Genomic DNA, 17,348 nt, shown 5'->3' on the forward strand with positions numbered 1-17,348 from the left:
AAAGCGGTGGGTATCTAGGGGGCAGAATCAGCAGAAGGCGGCGTATGCATCAAGTGCTGCTTCTGAAGTGACCAAGTATAGCAAAAACGGCCCTGAAAGAGTAGTTGAAAGACAGAAAAATATTCCGAAAAGTTTGAAAAATTATCAGAAACTCAGATCGCTTTTCAAACGGTAGCCAGCACAGATCCCATTCATCACCCCAAGGGGTGCGCAATGGCGTGCACAGGCATCTCGTGGACATTTCTCTGCCAAAAGCGTTGCCTGCAAAAGACATGCGCGGGACACACACCCCGCCCCACCCATAAACGATACTTACCATGAGCAAAAACGTTTTCACCTCAGCCCAAATTACCCCTGAAACCATTCGCGTCGCCGATTCCGATGAGTTTGCGATCAAGCTCGTGCTCGGAGAGGATTACACGAGTAGTGCCTCGCGCATCATGTTCGACTTTAGCTGCACGCTGGGCACGTCCCTGCCGACCCGCCAGTTCAACGAGGCGAGTGGCTACGTGGAGGCTTATGTCAGTAACCCGGAGGTCGACTATCAGGTGCGTTGCTGGGATTTTGAGGCCAAATACTTTGTCGACAAAGAGCACCCGCCCTCACGTGAGGCGATGCGAATGGTCGTCATCGATCTGGAGCCCGGCATGAAGGCTGGTGACACAGTCGAGCTTCACTGGGGTGAAACGCTCGGCGGCTTCGGCCCCGGCGCCAAGGTCAGCTCCGTCCTCCCCCGCCCCGACTATCGCCCGCGCGTCGAGGTGCGCTACTTTGACGCCCCTGATAAGGGCCTGCCTGACCACGGCCGTGACTACGAGGGCTACACCCGCCCGATCCCCGACCACAGCGTGATGCTCCAGTATCAGCTCCTCCCGCGCGAGCCACGCCGCATGCGCCTGCTACGCCGGGCAAACGGTGCCACCCTCATCCCTTACGATACCTTCTGGAACATCCCTGCGATCGAGGACATTTCCGAGATCGCCGCGTGCAGCGAGGCTCCCGTCAAAAACCCGCATGGCGTATTCGATTTTCAGGACAAGGCCGTCACCGTCCAGCCCAAGGGCATCGAGTACCGCGAGAGCGTCCGCATGGACGACGCCTTCGAGGGAATGAATATCTACTGGGGCGACATCCACTCGCACTCGGCCTACTCCATCGACTGTGCTCAACGCTCGGGCATGGACATGAAGCCGCACGACCTCATGCAGTTCGCCCGTCACCGCGCCGGGCTGGACTACTATGCGGTCACCGACCACCACATCCCCTCATGGGAGCCGATTCGCCACATCGGCCAGCCGAAGTGGGAGGACACAGTCGAGGCCATCGAGCGCAATCACCGCGAGGGCGAGTTCGTCGTCGTCCCGGCTCTGGAGTTCACCGACAACTGTGGCGACATCTGCCTGTACTTCCGCGAGGCTCCGACCTACGCGCAGATCACCAAGGAAAAGTTTGTCAATGTATCGGATTTTTACGACGAGTTCGGGCAGGGCATGATGGCCATCCCGCACCTTCACTCTTTCGGGGATCGCCCGTTCGGCGAATGGCGCAAGGGCATCCGCGACATCCAGCCTGTGATCGAGATCTACTCCGACCACGGCAGCTATGAGCGCAAGCACGTGACCGAAAATGGCCGCGCCTGGTGCAAGTTCTTCCGCGAAGACAACTGCGTGGAGTACTTCCTCAAAAACGGCTACAAGCTCGGATTCGTGGGCGATGGCGATGACCACAAGGGCCACGTCGGCGTCAGCGGGCTGACCGCGATGTTCTCGACCGACCTGACCCGCGAGGCGGTCTTCGATGCCTACCACAACCGCCGCACCTACGCCACGACCAACGCCCGCATCAAGCTCATCTTCACCGCCAACGGCAAGCTGATGGGCAGCACCCTGCCCTTCACCGAGCAGAAAAGCTTCCACATCCACGTTGAGGCGGAGAACAACCTCAAGAAGGTTGAGCTGTTTAAAAACGGCGACCTCTTCAAGCGCATCACCCCCAAGGGCAAAAGCTTCATCACAGACATCGAAACCACCAGCGACAGCCCGGACTTCTGGTACGTGCGCGCCACTCAGCTCGATAACCATATCGCATGGTCGAGCCCGGTTTGGTTCGAGTAGACCTCACGCAAGCCTCAGCGGAGGTCAGGCCTTCGCTGAGGCTTTGTGCAGACGCCATGGTCGGGGTGGCAGTAGCTTACCGACTCCAGCCACCTCGCGCACGCCTTGTCCTGCGCATTTAGTCCATCGAGCATCGCCGACAGGCTTAGGCCGCAGGTCCGCCCGAGTCGGGCTTAACGGGCAGCTCCCAATCTCGTAAGAGCCTGCCGCCCGCCACCAGCCATAGAATCAGGATAACGGTAAAGGCCGTCCACGCGTGCAGCACGGCCGCCATCGGCAGCAGAAACGTCGTCACCTGCCAGATGACCGCAGTGATGAGCCTGACAATATCGCCACGGTGTTCCTTGGCATCGTCGATTTTCCAGGCAGGATTCCAGAGCCCCCACGGGCGGATTTTCCGGTAGAAGTCCTTGCGGACCGTCTCCGGCGTTTCCGAGGTGCAGTAGGTGCCGACAACCGAAGCAAGGAGCGAAATGCCGGTGATAAAGCCCAGCATCGCCACTTCGTTCAGATCCCAGCTCTTTCCTATCGAGCCTAGAAAAAGCGCTGCCGCGAAGCCTGCCCCCACACCGATACTGAAGCCCGCTCCATTGAAGCGCTCCCAGTACCAGCGTAGCGCAAAAGGCACCAGAAAGGCCGGAAAGAGCCCGATAACGATCACCACCCAGACATCGACCACACTCTCGACCTGCAGGGACAGCATCAGCCCGGTGCCGACGATAAACGCCGAGGCCAGGTAACCGACAACGACCAGCTCCCGCTGCCCGGCTTTTTTACGCAGGGGCTGCCAGATATCCTTCACCAGATAGGAGGCCCCGGCGTTGATCGTACTGTCAAAGGTCGACATCGCAGCTGCCAGCATGGCAGCCAGCACGATGCCCCGCACGCCCGCCGGAAAGAAACCGGAAAGCAGCACCTCGGGCAGCGCCCGCTCGGGATCGTCCTGCCCCACCCCCAGCGCCACGGCCAGAATCGCAAAGCCCAGCACCATCGGCCAACGAAAGGCGAAAAGCAGCGTCCACAGCATCCCGATCTTCAGCCCGTCGCCCGGAGTACGGGCGGCATAGAAACGCTGCGCCATGTAGGCGCTTCCTCCGCTGCCTCCCAGGCCTTCCAGCAATCCCTTACCGACCCAGAAAAGCAGGAAGAGCCCGAACAGTCGGTAGTCTTGCCCATCCGTGGCCAGACGCTCATCGAAGAGCTTCGGCAGGAACTGGTTAAACTGCGCCCCCGGCCACTGCTCTGCCAATGCCGGCGAGTACTCCAACCCGGCCACCACGGCCACATAGATGGCTGCGCCACCGATCAGCACACTCTGGATAACGTCCGTCCAGACGACTCCGTACAGGCCGCTCATCATCGTGTAGACCAGAGCAATCAGCAGCATGCCCACCTGGCACTGCAGCGGAGTAAAGGGCAGAAAAACCGCGAGGAACTTACCCGCGGCGCCGAGAAAAAATACGACCATTCCAATCGTGATGACCAGGTAGGTCACGGCAGCCGTCATGCGCGCAGCCTGCCCCTGAGCACCGGTCCCGAAGCGCAGCTGCATCCACTCGGCAGTCGTCATCACGGCACTGCGGCGGTGCCACTTACCCATGAAGGCGACAAACACCGCAATCGGCAGAACCACCCCGCCCCGCATCTCGATAAAGAATCCATGCAGGCCGTAAACATAGAGCAGGGTGACGATCGTCATCGTCCCGGCGACATCGAGGTTACTCGACATCCCGGATGCCCCGAGCGCCCACCAGGGCAGCTTATGGCCGCCGAGGAAATACTCCTCGCTGTTGGCCGAGGCGCGCTTCGAGAGGTAAGCGCCCAGCGCGAGAAGTCCCACGAGGTACGCGGCAACGATAGCATAGTCAATTCCGGTCACAACCTGACTTTATCGCACGCAGCCCCAAGATAAAAGGGTTTTTCACAAAAGCCTCCTCAATCTGGTGGAAAAGCTGCCCGATCAACCGGTAATCTTTCCGTCAGTAAGCATTGTCAAACCATGAGGTTTCGGGGTAGAAATGCTACTCATCCTTACGCCTGAATCCGATATCCCGCATGGATAATTATCCCGACCCCACCCACGCGAACATCCGCTACAGCGAGCACTACACGCAGTCTGTATTAGACATCTGGATACCGGCGGCAGACTCGCCGACTCCGGTCGCTGTTTATTTCCACGGCGGCGCCTTCACGGGTGGCAGCAAGGATACACCATTCGGGGAAGAAGCCGCGCGCACGCTGCTCGATCAGGGCATCGCCATCATCAGCGTTGAGTATCCCTTTCTCGGCCAGTCCCATTTGCAAACCGGGCAGGTCATTCCCTCTCTGGACGAGCAAGGCTACTTTGCGGTGCTTGAGGAGTGCGGATTCGCGATCCAGTACATCATCGATCACGCCTCGGATTACAACATCGACCCGGAGCTCATCCTGCTCAGTGGTGGCTCAGCCGGAGCCGTCATCTCCGAGTATCTGACCTACGGAACGGATTTCCCCGTCGCGGCCTGTGTCGCGATTGCCCAGCCCTACCGCTTTGATGAGTATGCGCAGTCCTTTCACCCCCGACCGGTACCGCTGTACCTGCTTTCCACCGCAGACACCGATGACGTCGTCCACCATCCGCAGCATGCCAGGATGATGGCCGAGTTTTGCCGTAAGCATGACATCCCGGTCGAGATTTATGGCTCGGGTAAGAATGGGCTCCCCAAGGTGCCCGGCTCTCAACCGATCATCGTCTACGCCTGCGACAAGACATTTGCCAGGCACTTGGCCCAATAGTCGATCAAGGACAGGCCCGGTCTCGATTCCCCTCAGCATGATTCTGTAGGTCCAAGGCTCGACATACATCGGGCTTGAGGTATATTAATATATTAACCCGACTTGGTTTACCGTGTTTGAATCGTCTATATCAGCTGTCCCATACCCGGTATCATGAAGATCTGGAAGAGGATCATCCTCGGCTTTATCGTCGTTATCGCCATCATGATGGTGGTCGACTACAACGCGCTCCGGGACAACATCCAAATCATCCGCCAGGTTGATGATCTGGAGCTCTCCAAGCGCAAGGAGCTGATCGAGTCGTACCGCACCGCCTACCTGCTGCAGCGGATCAAATCCAATGTGCGCGAGCTCCTTCTGGAGACAGAGGTCGACGAGAGACCCGATGAAATTGATCTGGCGAGGGATGAAGTCACCACAGCAATCCCCCAGCTCCAAGCCTCGATACAGGAGCTAAAGGCAGCGACCTATCTAGGACTCAACCGCGAAGGACAAGATGAAGAAGAACAAGAAGAACTGGAACGACTCAACTCTCTGCTCGATCTGACTCCGGCATTTCTCACCGGGCTAGAAAAGATGTTCGAGCTCCACGATCAAGGTAAACACAAAGAGGCGGACGATCAATTCGAGGACTTTGTCGAACCGTTGTCGCGGGAGATGCAAACGGTTGCCGCCGAGGTATCCAGCGGTGCAGAAGAAGAGATCCAGTGGGCCATCCAACAGCTTAACATGCGGGTCAAAAAAGCGGTTGAGCAAGGCATCTATCTATCGGCCCTCAGCATATGTCTCGCAATGGCAATCGGCCTCCTCATCTCGCGATCCATTTCCCGGCCCCTGATGAAGCTGATCGAAGGCGCTGACGAAATCGGCCGTGGAAACCTGGAGACAACCGTCGAACTGAACACCAAAGGCGAACTTCAGCTACTCGCCGGATCGTTTAACCAGATGGCCCGCGAGCTTAAGACGAAGATAGACTCGATCGACAGCGTAAACAAGGAGCTGCTGGAGTCTAATCGCACCAAGGACACCTTTTTCTCGATTATCGCTCATGACCTGAGGAATCCCTTTAACGCGATCCTCGGCTACTCCTACATCCTCTCTGAGGACTATGAAAACTACGACGATGAGGAGCGGCTACAGTTCATCAAGGAGATCGACCGCTCTTCACGGATCACCTTTGAGCTGCTGGAAAACCTGCTCCACTGGGCGCGCTCCCAGAGCGATAAAATTAAAATAGAAAAGCAGACAGTACGTCTGCACGACGCAATCGAGGACTCCACCGACTCTCACTCTGCCAACGCAAAGGCCAAGTCAATCTCGCTGGTAAACGAAGTCCCGCCGGAGATGACGCTTGAGGTCGACCGGTCAACCTTTGCCGTCATCTTAAACAACGTCATCAGCAACGCCCTGAAGTTCACACCGGACGGCGGACGAGTCGTCATAACGGCCAAGCAGGTCCATGGGCAAGTCGCTCTCTCCGTCAAAGACAACGGCGTCGGCATGAGCGAGGAAACGATGAGCAAGATATTCCTCATACGCGGGAACAAATCAACGCTCGGCACCAGGAGTGAAAACGGAACCGGGCTCGGCCTCGTGCTGGTCAAAGACTTCACCGAGCGTAACGGAGGCAGCGTAGAGGTTAAGAGCAAGCTCGGTGAAGGCAGCGAGTTTATCTTCAGGTTCCCGGCCTAAGCGATTCGACTCGACACTAAGATCGTATCTTCAAGCGCCCCACCATCTGCTAGGTCAATGAACGGCTGAGGCACTGGCACCGTGGACCCACGTGGCCTCGCATAGAACGACCTTGGGTTCTCTGGGCACGCCACGCTGATTTCGCAGGAGATCCGCTGTCACCAGGTCCACGGCATTGGCACCAGATATCTCGTTTTGCTGATTCAGCCCAGCCAGCCCCGCCTCTTCAAACTCCGGCAGCCAGTCCAATGTGGCACACGGCAGATCCCACCGCTCGGTCTTTAATCGCTGCGCCAGCAGCGAATGTACCTGCTCACCCTGAAAGAGGATGATGTCCGGTTTGGTTTTTCTGATCCATGTATCGACATCTCTGGCCCTCAGCGACGGTGCAACCAGCATCAAGCTTGCGGCTTTTGTAATCCCCAGCGGATGGTGAATGACAAAACTGCCCTCCCACCGATGGTCCTGCCGCTCAAGGCTGCCACCACTGACACACATACCGATGCGCCGGTAGCCCAGCTGTATCAGGTTCTTCATCGCGCGCGCCATTCCCTGGTAGTGGTCTGGACCCGTTTGGTGGAGTGCTGGGCCCACCTGACCACGACCGATCACGACCGTAGAAAAACGCTCCCAACGCAGATCGAGCCGATAGCTCGTATGGTAATGGAGTGGAGAAACCATTACACCGCTGATCCCACGAGCATCAAGAATCGTACTCAAGCGCGCCATACTCAGGCCGTCGTCTTCGGCGTAAAACTCTTCAATCCCGTAGCCCAGCTCCTCTGCTCGTGACATCACCCCGCCAAGAATACGGCGGGCGTAGGGGTTCCGGTTGACGTTTTTTCTCAGCGCATCCAGCCAGATAAAGGCGAGTTTCTCGACCTGACGGTGCCGCTTGGACGTACGCATGTAGGCCATCATCTTTACCATCTGAGGGTCGGGACGATAGCCAAGCTCATCGGCGATGCGCAGAACCATATCCCGTGTGCGTGCTGCCACCTCAGGGTGAGCCCGGAGAGCACGCGAGACCGTCATCTCAGAGACACCGGCGGCTTTCGCAATATCCTTCAACGAGGGGTTGGCCATGGCCGTTACCTTAACGGCTTCTCGGGCTGGTAAAAGCCAAGAGTGCACGATTTGCTGCAAAAACATGGCCAACTGCGGCCTCCCCCTCCTCCCCGAAACCAGGACTAAACCCATGAATAAAAATCCATTAACCGTAATCGTAACCGGAGGCTCCGGTGGCTTTGGCGCCGGTATTGCCGGGGCGCTATCCCAGGCCGGGCACCATGTTTACATCACAGGTCGAAACCACGACAAGCTGTTGCAGGTCGCAAACGCCACCGGGGCCACCTCTGTTGTCGCGGATGTAACGTCACCGGCAGATTGGGACTGCGTGATCGACACGGTCATGACCGAGCGAGGATGCATCGACGTTCTCGTGAATAATGCCGGGGCCGGGGGCCGCATCGCCCCTGTCGACGAGCAGACAGACGAAGAGATCATCGAAACCATAAACCTGAACCTCACGGCAGTGCTGTTGGGGTGCCGACGTGTCGGTAAGATCATGAAGTCACAGCACAGTGGCTATGTGATCAATGTTTCGAGCATCTGCGCCCAGTACTCGTGGTCCGGATGGTCTGTTTACTCAGCCGCAAAGGCGGGCGTGGAGCGTTTAAGCAAAGGGCTCTACGCGGAGCTGCGCGAGTCAGGCGTCCGAGTCACTACGCTAACCCCCTCGTGGGGGGCCACCGAGTTCGGGGAGGCATCATCCATAGCCGGTCACCCGACACTGGACCCGGAGGTCCGGCGACAGTGCATCCAGCCCGACGACATGGGGCGGCTGGTCCTTCACCTCGTCAGTACCCCTTCGCACCTGAACCAGCTTGAGTTAACCGTCTTGCCGACCGTTCAGGACATATCTCCTCTCTAAGCAATCATGCCGGTGCCATCCGCCAACTCTCACCATGACTACGACCTGATCGTTATCGGTGCAGGCAGTGGGGGCTTTGGGGCAGCCTACGCAGCCTCACGCATGGGCTGCCGAGTCCTGTTGGTTGAGAAAAATACGCTACTCGGCGGCAATGCCACACACGGCGGCGTCAATGTCTGGGAGCCCGGCGTCGGCGGTACGGGGATTCCCTTTGAGCTCTACAAACGCCTGAAGCGACGCCGCGACGCCGTTGGCATCTATTCGTTTGGGCGGCATATGGCCTGGCACCATGACGCATCCGCACCACCCTTTCCCGGAGGGGAGCTCATTCTCGACCCGACAAAGCGCTATCTCGATACCCTCCGCCGTTACGGGGCACCTCCAGACTTCCGGGAGGAGCGCTTCCGCAGGGAGCATTGGCATGGTGTACCTTTCGAGCCAGAGCCCTATGCCGAAACGATGCGGGAGATGCTGGAGGAAACCGGGCACTGCTCGATCCTGACTGGCGTAGCGCTAGAGAGAGTCCAGCATGAGGGAAGCAGTATCACTGGCTTAACCCTCTCGAACGGCGCACGGGTATCCGCTCGCTTTTATGTGGATGCAACGGCAAGCCTTGTCCTCGCAAAATCCGCTGGCTGCACCACGACACGCGGGCAGGAGGCGCAGTCCCGCTATCATGAAAAGGGTGCCCCCGCCACCCCCGGTAAGCACTTGAACGGAGCATCGCTGCTCTTTCGTGTCATGCCAGCCCCCCACCCCTGCGTAGAGCCGTGCCCGGACGACATCCCCCGGCGATGCTGGTGGCAGGACGACTTCCCGGCGGCTTCCTGTGTCCAGTACCCCGGCGGCGGCTATAGCATCAACCCACTTCCTACCATGGAGGGAAGAGAAGCCCTCGAGCGTGGGCATGAATCCGCCTATGGTGAATGTCTGAGACGGATTCGTGCCTGCTGGCGTCACATGCAGCTGACGTTTCCAGAATTCCAGAGCTACCAGATAGCCTGGGTAGCCCCGACCCTCGGCATCCGCGAGGGGACACGCCTGGTCGGGCGCTACGTCCTCACCGAGCACGACCTCGACGCTGGCCTGAGCCACCAGACACACGACGACATCATCGCCATCTCCGACCATGCCAAGGATATCCATGGCGGAGCACAGGGGCGGCGCGGTGCACATGAATTAGCAGGCCCCTACGGCATCCCCTACCGCTGCCTGCTTCCGCAGGAGTTCGACAACATGCTGGTCGCCTGCCGTGGGGCTAGCTTTTCGGCCATCGCGGCATCCAGCTGCCGCCTCTCCCGCACGATGATGCAGCTGGGGCAGGCAGCAGGGACGGCGGCAGCGCTTGCGACATGCAGAGGATAGGCGCGTTGGCCGACGTTCCCGCGAAGCTCTTGCGCGAGTCACTCAGCCACCAAAACGTGGAACTTAGCTGGCCTCGTCCAAAGGCACTAACGACCTACCTCATGAGCGAGTAAACAGGTCGGGGAACCCCCTCGCCAGAAGCGAAGCCCAGGGCGGCTATACCGGCAGCCTCTAAGAACGTAAAAACATAATAAAAAACAACCTACGACCAAACCGGACCTCTGATCAGAAGCGCGCCATCTGGTCCTCCGGCAGGTCTAGCCTTGTCAGGATAGCAGATTATCACTAAGGCCCAATGCATATTCATGGGCTACCTCTCCAAACTTTCCCGCATTGGCCCCAAGCTCATTGGCTACAAACTGGCCAAGCACCGCTTAGCCAAGGTGCCAATGCCCATTAATTTTACGTATTCGATCACACACGCATGCCAGTCTCTGTGCAAAACCTGTAATATCGGCCTGCTCTACCGTGAGAACCCCAAGCTCACCCAGGACGAGCTCAAACTGGATGAAATAGAGAAGATTTTCAAAAGCATCGGCCCCGGCCACATCTACTTTTTCAATATCAGCGGCGGAGAGCCCTTCCTGCGGAAAGAGATACCGGAGATCGTCCGCCTGGCCCTGCGCCATCTCAAGCCCGCGATCATCCACTCCCCGACAAACGCGTTGATGCCGGACATCATCGCCCAGCGCGTCGAGGCTATCATGGGCATAATTGAGGAGGAGGCTCCCGGCACTCACTTCACGATCAAGCCGTCCTTTGACGCTGTCGGCGAAAAGCATGATGTAATCCGCGGCGTAAAGGGCAACTTTGACCGCCTGCTGAAGACCATCGAAAAGCTCAAGGACGTCCAAAAGCGCCACCCCAATCTTTACATCGGTCTTGGCACCGTCATCTCGAACTTCAGCATCGACCATCTCCCCGAGACAGCCGAGTACGTCCGCAAGCTGAACGTGGACAGCTACATCAGCGAGATTGCAGAGCAGCGCTCGGAAATGTCCAACACCGATGACCCGATCACGCCCAGTGCGGAGCGCTACGCCGAGGCCATCCAGTACTTTAAGAACGAAACCCGCAAGGAGCTCAAAAACAAGCCGCTCCTCTCCCGGCTGACCATGTCGATGCGTCTGGTCTACTACGACCTGGTGGTTCAGATCCTGAAAAAAGAGAAGCAGGTCATCCCCTGCTATGGCGGGATCACCAATGCCCACATGAACTCCTATGGCGACATCTGGCCGTGCGCGATCCTCGCCTACAGCAAGAACATGGGCAACCTTCGCGACTTCGACTATGACTTCCGGAAGCTCTGGCAGGACCACGTCACCAGCGCCGAGGTCCGCAAATACATCCATGAGCGCAAGTGCCACTGCCCGCTGGCCAACCAGTCGTACTCCAACATCCTGATGAGCCCCAAATCCATGCTCAAAAGCATCCGGCACATCCTGTTCAACTAATGACCGGCTGCCATGGCTGAGCGCATACTCATCATCGGCCCGTCCCACCCCTTCCGAGGGGGGATCGCCACCTACTCGACCCTGCTCTACGATACGCTCCGCCGCCGCTGTCAGGTGGACTTCTTCGGGCTCAAACGCCAGTTCTGGAAGTTCCTCTACCCCGGTCGCTCGCAGATCGAGACGGGGGGCTTTAACCTCGCCCGCGAGGATATCCAGTATCGGCTCGACACCTACAACCCCTTTAGCTGGCTCAGCGCCGGTCGCCAGGCCAGAGACTACGACGCCGTCATCCTGCCCTGGTGGGTAGCCTTCTGGCTGCCCTTCTACGCGATCTTTTTATGGGCCTCGCGCGGAGGCCGCGCAAAGCGCATTCTGCTCTGTCACAACGTCCAGGATCACGAGGCTGGCCTGCTGACCCGTATCGCCACCGACTACATATACAACCGCGCGGACGCCTTTATCGTGCAGAGCGAGGACGAGGCCGAGCGGCTCAAGCGCATCCTGCGCCAACCGCGCGAAATCTGCATCCACGCGCACCCCAGCTACGCCCACTACAACCGCGACACCTGCGACCGCGCCTCAGCCCGCGATCAACTCGGCCTCGGGCCAGAGGAGCGAGTAGCTCTGTTTTTCGGATACGTACGCGATTACAAGGGCGTGGATGTATTGATCGAGGCAGCCGCACAGCTTAGAGATGAGAACTTGCCGGTCAAATGCCTCGTCGTGGGCGAAATCTGGAAAAACGATCCCAAGTACGCTCAACTCATTGAGAGGCTGAACATCGGTGACCAGGTCAAACTCATCGACCGCTACATCGACATGGAGGAGATCGAGCCCTACTTCAAGGCGGCCGATTTCTGCCTGCTCCCGTACCGGTCAGCCACAGGCAGCGGTGTACTCCAAGTGGCCCTCGGCATGGGGACGCCAGCCATCGCCAGCGATTTACCGGCATTCTCGGGCTCCATGACCGACGAGGAAGAAGGCTTTCTCGTGCCACCCGGAGACGCCCAGGCCCTCGCCTCCGCCATCCGTCGCATGTACGAGGCCGACACGCATCTACGCATGGCCGAACACCTGCGCAACCAGCCTCCGGACCAAAGCTGGGAAGAACTGGCCGACAAGCTGTTTGCCCTTCTGGAAAGAACGCGCCAGCCATCCACCCAAGCGAATTCTTAGTTGTCAGGTACCCCCGAAATAGGAGATGACCCAAACGTGACAAAGACCATACTCGTCAGCGGAGCCACCGGCTTCATCGGAAAACAACTCGTCCCCGCCCTGCTACAGGCAGGCTGGGAGGTGACAGCTCTCGTGCGCGACACCGCAAAAGCCGCCCAGGTCCCGGAACTCAAAGGCAGCCGGTTGGTTTCCGGCGATCTAGCCGACATACGGTCTCTGCAGCAGGCCATAACTGGCTGCGAGTATGTCGCCCATCTAGCTGTGCTGGGTCATGTAAACAAAGAAGGGACGACCGAGGACAAGTATCAGCAGGTCAATGCCGTTGGCACGAGCAATATGCTTGAGGCCTGCCTGGCATCCGGCGTCAAAAAAATCATTTGCTGCTCCACGACGGCAGCCATCGGCACTCCGGACGGTAATGTGATCGACGAGTCCTCCCCCCTGCGCCCGATCACGCCCTATGGCCGCTCCAAAAAGGCGGCAGAGGAAGTGATCCAGACATATGTCCGGGACAGGTCGGCTCCGGTCGTGACGCTGGTGTTCCCCCACGTGTTCGGCCCCGGCGACGTACGCGACTTTTTAAAGATCGTCCGTATGATCAAAAAGGGGATCTTTCCGCAGATCGGAAGCCAGCCCAACTACTTCCCGGCCTGCTACCTGAGCGAGGCTGTGAGCGGCATCATCCTCGCCCTCGACAAGGGACAGCCCGGCGAGCGCTACATGATCGCCGATGACGATCCACACGACTTGCGGGACATCCGCCGCTACGTCCGTGTCGAGCTGGGGCTGCGCCCCGATGCCTATTATCCACAGGCCCCGAAGTGGATGATCCTGCTCGCCGCCCACACGATCGAGAAGACCTTTAGCCTCATGGGCAAAGTGCCACCCGTGCGCCCCAGCAATATCAAAAACCTCGCCTTGAGCCGGCGGGTTGATATCAGTAAAGCCAAACGCGAGCTCGGCTTTTCCCATAGCACCAGCCTAGAAACCGCAATCAAGGAAATGATCGCATGGTACCAGCAGCACAGAATGATTTAACAGCCCCGGAAACGGTCCACGAAACCGAAGTCTACGGCATCACCTATGACCGTATAACAACCTCCCGGCACCAGGTCCGCACGGTCAAAAACTACGGCATCAAGACCGTCCTGGAAAGCCCCTCCATGGGCGCCAAGGCCGCCGGCTCACTCTACTCTCTTGGCTTCGGGGCCGCCGGCTGCGACATCACCCTGGTCAACCCCGAGCCAGCTCCGCTGGAGGAGTGGAAAACGCTCGGCTGGCAGGACCGCGTCACCAGCGTACAAGCCGAAGACTACGCGCAGCTGCCCTTCGAGGATAACAGCTTCGATATGGCGTGGAACTTCGCGACCTTTGCAAACATGCCCGACCCCGTGGCCTGGACCCGTGAGATGACACGCGTCTCCAAGGACTACGTCATGGTCGTCTCCTGCAACAACTGTCAGGCGGGCTACCCCTGGCACCGGTTCCTGCACCGCATCAATAACATCCCCTGGACCCACGGCGACACCTACTTCAACTTCATCTGGAACGTGAAGAAGATGTTCCGTGACTGCGGGATGGACATCGTCGAGTTCGGAGCTTTTGACTCTCCTCCCTGGCCCGACCCGGTCGGCTTCCGCGACATCCGCCTGCACAAGATCGGCACCCCGCAGCAACCCAAGGAAATCAGCTGGACGGTGCCCTTTGTTGAAATGTGGAAGAAGCAGGAGTTCCCTCTCTGGATGCGGGCGCTCAACCTCTACGACGTAAACCTGCGCAAGGGCTACCTGAAGCTGCCGATATCGCACCTGTTCTACGTCATCGGGAAGAAGCGCAAGTAAGCGTCACCCCCCCCTTGTGATGAAAAAGTGGATACACATGCTGGGGCTGCTCATTTTCGCCTGGCTCTTGTTCCACATCGGCATCGACCGCGTGCTGCAGGAAATCCCCCGCATGGAGGTCGGCTGGTTTCTGACCGCCATCGCCCTGACGATTCCTCTCAGCCTGCTCTTCACCTACCGCTTTCATGTCATCCTGCGCGACTGTGGCATCGGGCTGAGCTTCGGGAAGTGCTTCCGCTACTACCTGCTGGGGCAGTACTACGGCTTTATTACGCCTGGCAAGATCGGCTCTTTCTATCGCATTTACCTGATCAAGGACGGTGAGGGCGTGCCCCTCAAGCACTCCTTCTGGGCCGTCGTCACAGACCGCATCGCTGACATATTCGGGATGGGGGCGCTGGCCTGCGTGGGGTGCGTCATTATTTTCCCCTACACGCCCGTCTTTTTCTGGGTCTTCCTTGGCATGGGCCTGCTGGCCCTCTTGCTGATTTACGCTATGGTCCAGCGCAAGCGCGTGAGCAAGCTTCTGCGCTATATCGTCCCGGCAAAATTTCATCAGGACTATCTCAGCAAGGATGATTTGATCGTCCTGCCCTCCCCCTCGCGCCTGCTGGTCATCGCCGCGATTTCGCTCCTGTGCTGGGCCGGTATATTCTTTCAGGGCTGGATCGTCGTGCGCGCCTACACGACAGCCTTCCCGGCGGCAGATTATATTCTGGTAGCGCCCATCGCCTCGATTATCGGGCTGATTCCCGTGTCGGTCAGTGGCTTCGGGACTCGCGACAGCGTATACATCTATCTGCTCTCGATCTATGGCATCAGCGAAACCATGGCACTGACGCTCTCTCTGCTGTGTTACTTCGTCAATGCGGCGATCCCGTCCATCACTGGCGGACTGTACGAGCTCTTCCTCTTCGTGAAGCAGCGGCTACGCACTCACGCGTAGTCGAAGGTACCTCGCGCAGCCTTGCGCAATGTACAAGCATAAGTCCCGCAGTTAATGGTCGCTGGGATGACTGAACCCGCCACCCCAGCCCAATACGAGCGGAGCGAGATACGCTAGAAAGAATGCGGGCTAGTGCCCGGCAGGGTTGTCCATGTAGTGCCCCTCAATGAGGGCATTGTAGGCGGCATACTTGTACAGCTCATGCAGCGTGGGCGTGTTGTAGACGCGGCTGATGATCTTCGAGAGTGTGTCTTCGTTCTGCACCAGATCCATCCCGTAGTGGATGAGCTCGGTAGCGATCTTACCAAAGATGTGCACGCCGAGGACCTTGCGGCTTTCACGCTCGACGACGAGCTTCAGCAGCCCCTCCTTCGCGCCCATGATCTTACCGCGCGGCATGTCGCGGTAGCGGGCACGCCCGACGCAGTAGTCGATTTTCTTCTCCTGCGCTTCGTCTTCGGTCATACCATAGACGCTGACCTCGGGGATCGTGTAAATGCCATAGGGGAACTGCTCGCTGATCTGCTCCTGATCATGGAAGCCAAACATCTGGGTGACGGCGACACGGCCCTGATCCATACTGGTCGAGGCCAGTGCGGGGAAGCCGATAACGTCCCCGGCGGCGTAAATACTCGGGACGCTGGTGCAGTACTTGTCATCCACGATAATGTTCTGACGCTTATCAAACTCGACGCCGACCTCTTCCAGGCCGAGCCCATTCACGCCACCGCTGCGACCGGCAGCGTAGAGGAACATGTCCGCCTCGATCGGCTCGCCATTGGTCAGCTTCGCGTGGACGTTGTGCGTGTGCTCGTCCGGCAGAATCGTAACGTCGTCAACACGGCTGCCAAAGACGAACTGAACACCAATGCGCTCCATGTCCGCCATCAGCTCACGGCAGATCTCACGGTCGAGGAAAGTCAGGATCTCCTCGTGGCTGTTGACGAGCTTAACCTGCGTCCCCATGACGGCAAAGATGGTGGCGTATTCACAACCAATGACACCAGCCCCTACGATGACGATGCTGCGGGGAATGCGGTTAATGGTCAGGATGGTGTCCGAGTCATGGACGAACTTACCGTCAAAGGGAATGCCCGGGGGCTGGAAAGGATAGGAGCCGGTGGCGACGAGGATAAACTCTCCCTCGAGCTCGCAGGCATCCTTACCGGTAACGGTTACCGTGTGAGGGTCCTTGATCGAGGCCGTACCGATGTACGTATCGATATTGTGGAGTTTGAAGTTGGCGGCGATCCCCTCCTCCTGCTGCTCGACGACCTGGTTCTTACGGAAGAAGAAGTCGCGGACGTTAGCGGCGCGCTCCAGCTCTTTATCGACGCCGAAGAGTCCGCGTTCGTTGAGGCCGGAATAATAAAGGGCTGTCTCCTTCAGCGTTTTGGAAGGAAGCGTACCTGTGTTCGTACCAGCACCACCGAGATCGGCGCGCTTTTCGACCACTGCGACCTGTTTTCCGTAATAGGCGGCCTTGACGGCTGCTTTTTCCCCGGCCGGGCCGGACCCGATGATGATCAGATCATATTTTTTCATGCGAGAGAAGCGAGAGGTGAAGATTAGGCGAATGTGAAGACTCGCCTAGCATTGTCCCATCTTCGAGCCGCTGGCAACCCTTAAGGGCATTTCGCTTTACATGCTACGGCCCATCCCGAAAAGGGGCCTCCCCAAACAGGGCTACTCACGGGAAAAGACTAAATGGATCTGTGACGCCAACGGGCGCGGTCGATTCGTAAAGCACTGGTCGATCTCATGGCTGAGATTAGCGTGCAACTCATGGAGATCGGCACCTCCGGCACGGATGCCTTCGGTCAGGCAAACCGCCTCGTAGCCACCGCACTCCTGCGCCACGACTTCAAAAAACAATCCCATGTCCCCTAACAGTCCAAGTCTTTAGATGCTAACAGAGGGGGCCGAGCACCACCCCTGTAAAAGCTTATGACTATGACATATTATCGCAGGTTTGACGAGACAAAACCCGAGAAGCCGCGAACGTCGTTAATGGCATATTTATGCACATTTTCACAAAAGGAGATTGGCAGG

14 protein-coding genes are annotated in these 17,348 nt (G+C 58.3%); 11 read left to right on the forward strand and 3 right to left on the reverse strand.

The features are described from left to right. Positions 1-317 precede the first annotated feature (317 nt). Positions 318-2,114: a DUF3604 domain-containing protein gene (locus K0V07_RS15300; protein ID WP_220622259.1), complete on the forward strand. Its 1,797-nt coding sequence runs from the start codon at positions 318-320 to the stop codon at positions 2,112-2,114. A gap of 145 nt (positions 2,115-2,259) precedes the next feature. Here K0V07_RS15300 and K0V07_RS15305 read toward each other — a convergent pair whose 3' ends face one another. Next, positions 2,260-3,993: a hypothetical protein gene (locus K0V07_RS15305; protein WP_220622260.1), complete on the reverse strand. Its 1,734-nt coding sequence runs from the start codon at positions 3,991-3,993 to the stop codon at positions 2,260-2,262. A gap of 176 nt (positions 3,994-4,169) precedes the next feature. Between K0V07_RS15305 and K0V07_RS15310 the strand changes: the two genes are divergently transcribed. After that, positions 4,170-4,889 carry an alpha/beta hydrolase gene (locus K0V07_RS15310; RefSeq protein ID WP_220622261.1) on the forward strand — a complete coding sequence of 240 codons (720 nt, stop codon included), beginning with the start codon at positions 4,170-4,172 and terminating at the stop codon, positions 4,887-4,889. A 153-nt stretch (positions 4,890-5,042) separates the two neighbouring features. Continuing rightward, a complete protein-coding gene (locus tag K0V07_RS15315; RefSeq protein WP_220622262.1) occupies positions 5,043-6,581 on the forward strand; it encodes an ATP-binding protein in 1,539 nt (512 codons plus the stop codon). A 54-nt stretch (positions 6,582-6,635) separates the two neighbouring features. Here K0V07_RS15315 and K0V07_RS15320 read toward each other — a convergent pair whose 3' ends face one another. Then, positions 6,636-7,559: a hypothetical protein gene (locus tag K0V07_RS15320; protein ID WP_255568019.1), complete on the reverse strand. Its 924-nt coding sequence runs from the start codon at positions 7,557-7,559 to the stop codon at positions 6,636-6,638. 220 nt (positions 7,560-7,779) lie between these two features. Here K0V07_RS15320 and K0V07_RS15325 point away from each other — a divergent pair, with 220 nt between their 5' ends. From K0V07_RS15325 to K0V07_RS15355, 7 genes are all read left to right on the forward strand, one after another. Next, positions 7,780-8,514 carry an SDR family oxidoreductase gene (locus K0V07_RS15325; protein ID WP_220622264.1) on the forward strand — a complete coding sequence of 245 codons (735 nt, stop codon included), beginning with the start codon at positions 7,780-7,782 and terminating at the stop codon, positions 8,512-8,514. Positions 8,515-8,520: 6 nt separating this feature from the next. After that, positions 8,521-9,879 carry an FAD-dependent oxidoreductase gene (locus K0V07_RS15330; protein ID WP_220622265.1) on the forward strand — a complete coding sequence of 453 codons (1,359 nt, stop codon included), beginning with the start codon at positions 8,521-8,523 and terminating at the stop codon, positions 9,877-9,879. 305 nt (positions 9,880-10,184) lie between these two features. Next, positions 10,185-11,333: a radical SAM protein gene (locus tag K0V07_RS15335; protein ID WP_220622266.1), complete on the forward strand. Its 1,149-nt coding sequence runs from the start codon at positions 10,185-10,187 to the stop codon at positions 11,331-11,333. Positions 11,334-11,345: 12 nt separating this feature from the next. Further along, positions 11,346-12,509 (forward strand): glycosyltransferase, encoded by a 1,164-nt coding sequence (locus tag K0V07_RS15340; protein ID WP_220622267.1) that lies wholly within the window; start codon positions 11,346-11,348, stop codon positions 12,507-12,509. Between the two features lie 36 nt (positions 12,510-12,545). Next, complete coding sequence (locus K0V07_RS15345; protein ID WP_220622268.1) at positions 12,546-13,547, forward strand: NAD-dependent epimerase/dehydratase family protein; 1,002 nt, start codon at positions 12,546-12,548, stop codon at positions 13,545-13,547. After that, positions 13,520-14,350: a methyltransferase domain-containing protein gene (locus K0V07_RS15350; RefSeq protein WP_220622269.1), complete on the forward strand. Its 831-nt coding sequence runs from the start codon at positions 13,520-13,522 to the stop codon at positions 14,348-14,350. Before K0V07_RS15345 ends, K0V07_RS15350 begins: the two co-directional genes overlap by 28 nt. Before the next feature lie 19 nt (positions 14,351-14,369). After that, positions 14,370-15,296: a lysylphosphatidylglycerol synthase transmembrane domain-containing protein gene (locus tag K0V07_RS15355; protein ID WP_220622270.1), complete on the forward strand. Its 927-nt coding sequence runs from the start codon at positions 14,370-14,372 to the stop codon at positions 15,294-15,296. Between the two features lie 129 nt (positions 15,297-15,425). Here K0V07_RS15355 and sthA read toward each other — a convergent pair whose 3' ends face one another. Next, the gene (sthA, locus tag K0V07_RS15360; RefSeq protein ID WP_220622271.1) at positions 15,426-16,841 is read right to left on the reverse strand and encodes a Si-specific NAD(P)(+) transhydrogenase; all 1,416 of its coding nucleotides are present in this window, start codon (positions 16,839-16,841) and stop codon (positions 15,426-15,428) included. A gap of 216 nt (positions 16,842-17,057) precedes the next feature. On the opposite strand from sthA, the gene K0V07_RS16580 reads away from it, so the two are divergent. Beyond that, the gene (locus tag K0V07_RS16580) at positions 17,058-17,186 is read left to right on the forward strand and encodes a hypothetical protein (RefSeq protein WP_255568020.1); all 129 of its coding nucleotides are present in this window, start codon (positions 17,058-17,060) and stop codon (positions 17,184-17,186) included. Positions 17,187-17,348 lie beyond the last annotated feature (162 nt).

Source organism: Ruficoccus sp. ZRK36 (genome assembly GCF_019603315.1).
GTDB lineage: Bacteria > Verrucomicrobiota > Verrucomicrobiia > Opitutales > Cerasicoccaceae > Ruficoccus.

What these genes read in the sequence shown, in the direction of transcription:
- K0V07_RS15300 (WP_220622259.1), top strand. Translation starts at nt 318, where the DNA reads ATGAGCAAAAACGTTTTCACCTCAGCCCAAATTACCCCTGAAACCATT.
- K0V07_RS15310 (WP_220622261.1), top strand. Translation starts at nt 4,170, where the DNA reads ATGGATAATTATCCCGACCCCACCCACGCGAACATCCGCTACAGCGAG.
- K0V07_RS15315 (WP_220622262.1), top strand. Translation starts at nt 5,043, where the DNA reads ATGAAGATCTGGAAGAGGATCATCCTCGGCTTTATCGTCGTTATCGCC.
- K0V07_RS15320 (WP_255568019.1), bottom strand. Translation starts at nt 7,559, where the DNA reads ATGGTTCTGCGCATCGCCGATGAGCTTGGCTATCGTCCCGACCCTCAG.
- K0V07_RS15325 (WP_220622264.1), top strand. Translation starts at nt 7,780, where the DNA reads ATGAATAAAAATCCATTAACCGTAATCGTAACCGGAGGCTCCGGTGGC.
- K0V07_RS15330 (WP_220622265.1), top strand. Translation starts at nt 8,521, where the DNA reads ATGCCGGTGCCATCCGCCAACTCTCACCATGACTACGACCTGATCGTT.
- K0V07_RS15335 (WP_220622266.1), top strand. Translation starts at nt 10,185, where the DNA reads ATGGGCTACCTCTCCAAACTTTCCCGCATTGGCCCCAAGCTCATTGGC.
- K0V07_RS15340 (WP_220622267.1), top strand. Translation starts at nt 11,346, where the DNA reads ATGGCTGAGCGCATACTCATCATCGGCCCGTCCCACCCCTTCCGAGGG.
- K0V07_RS15350 (WP_220622269.1), top strand. Translation starts at nt 13,520, where the DNA reads ATGGTACCAGCAGCACAGAATGATTTAACAGCCCCGGAAACGGTCCAC.
- K0V07_RS15355 (WP_220622270.1), top strand. Translation starts at nt 14,370, where the DNA reads ATGAAAAAGTGGATACACATGCTGGGGCTGCTCATTTTCGCCTGGCTC.
- sthA (WP_220622271.1), bottom strand. Translation starts at nt 16,841, where the DNA reads ATGAAAAAATATGATCTGATCATCATCGGGTCCGGCCCGGCCGGGGAA.
- K0V07_RS16580 (WP_255568020.1), top strand. Translation starts at nt 17,058, where the DNA reads ATGGCTGAGATTAGCGTGCAACTCATGGAGATCGGCACCTCCGGCACG.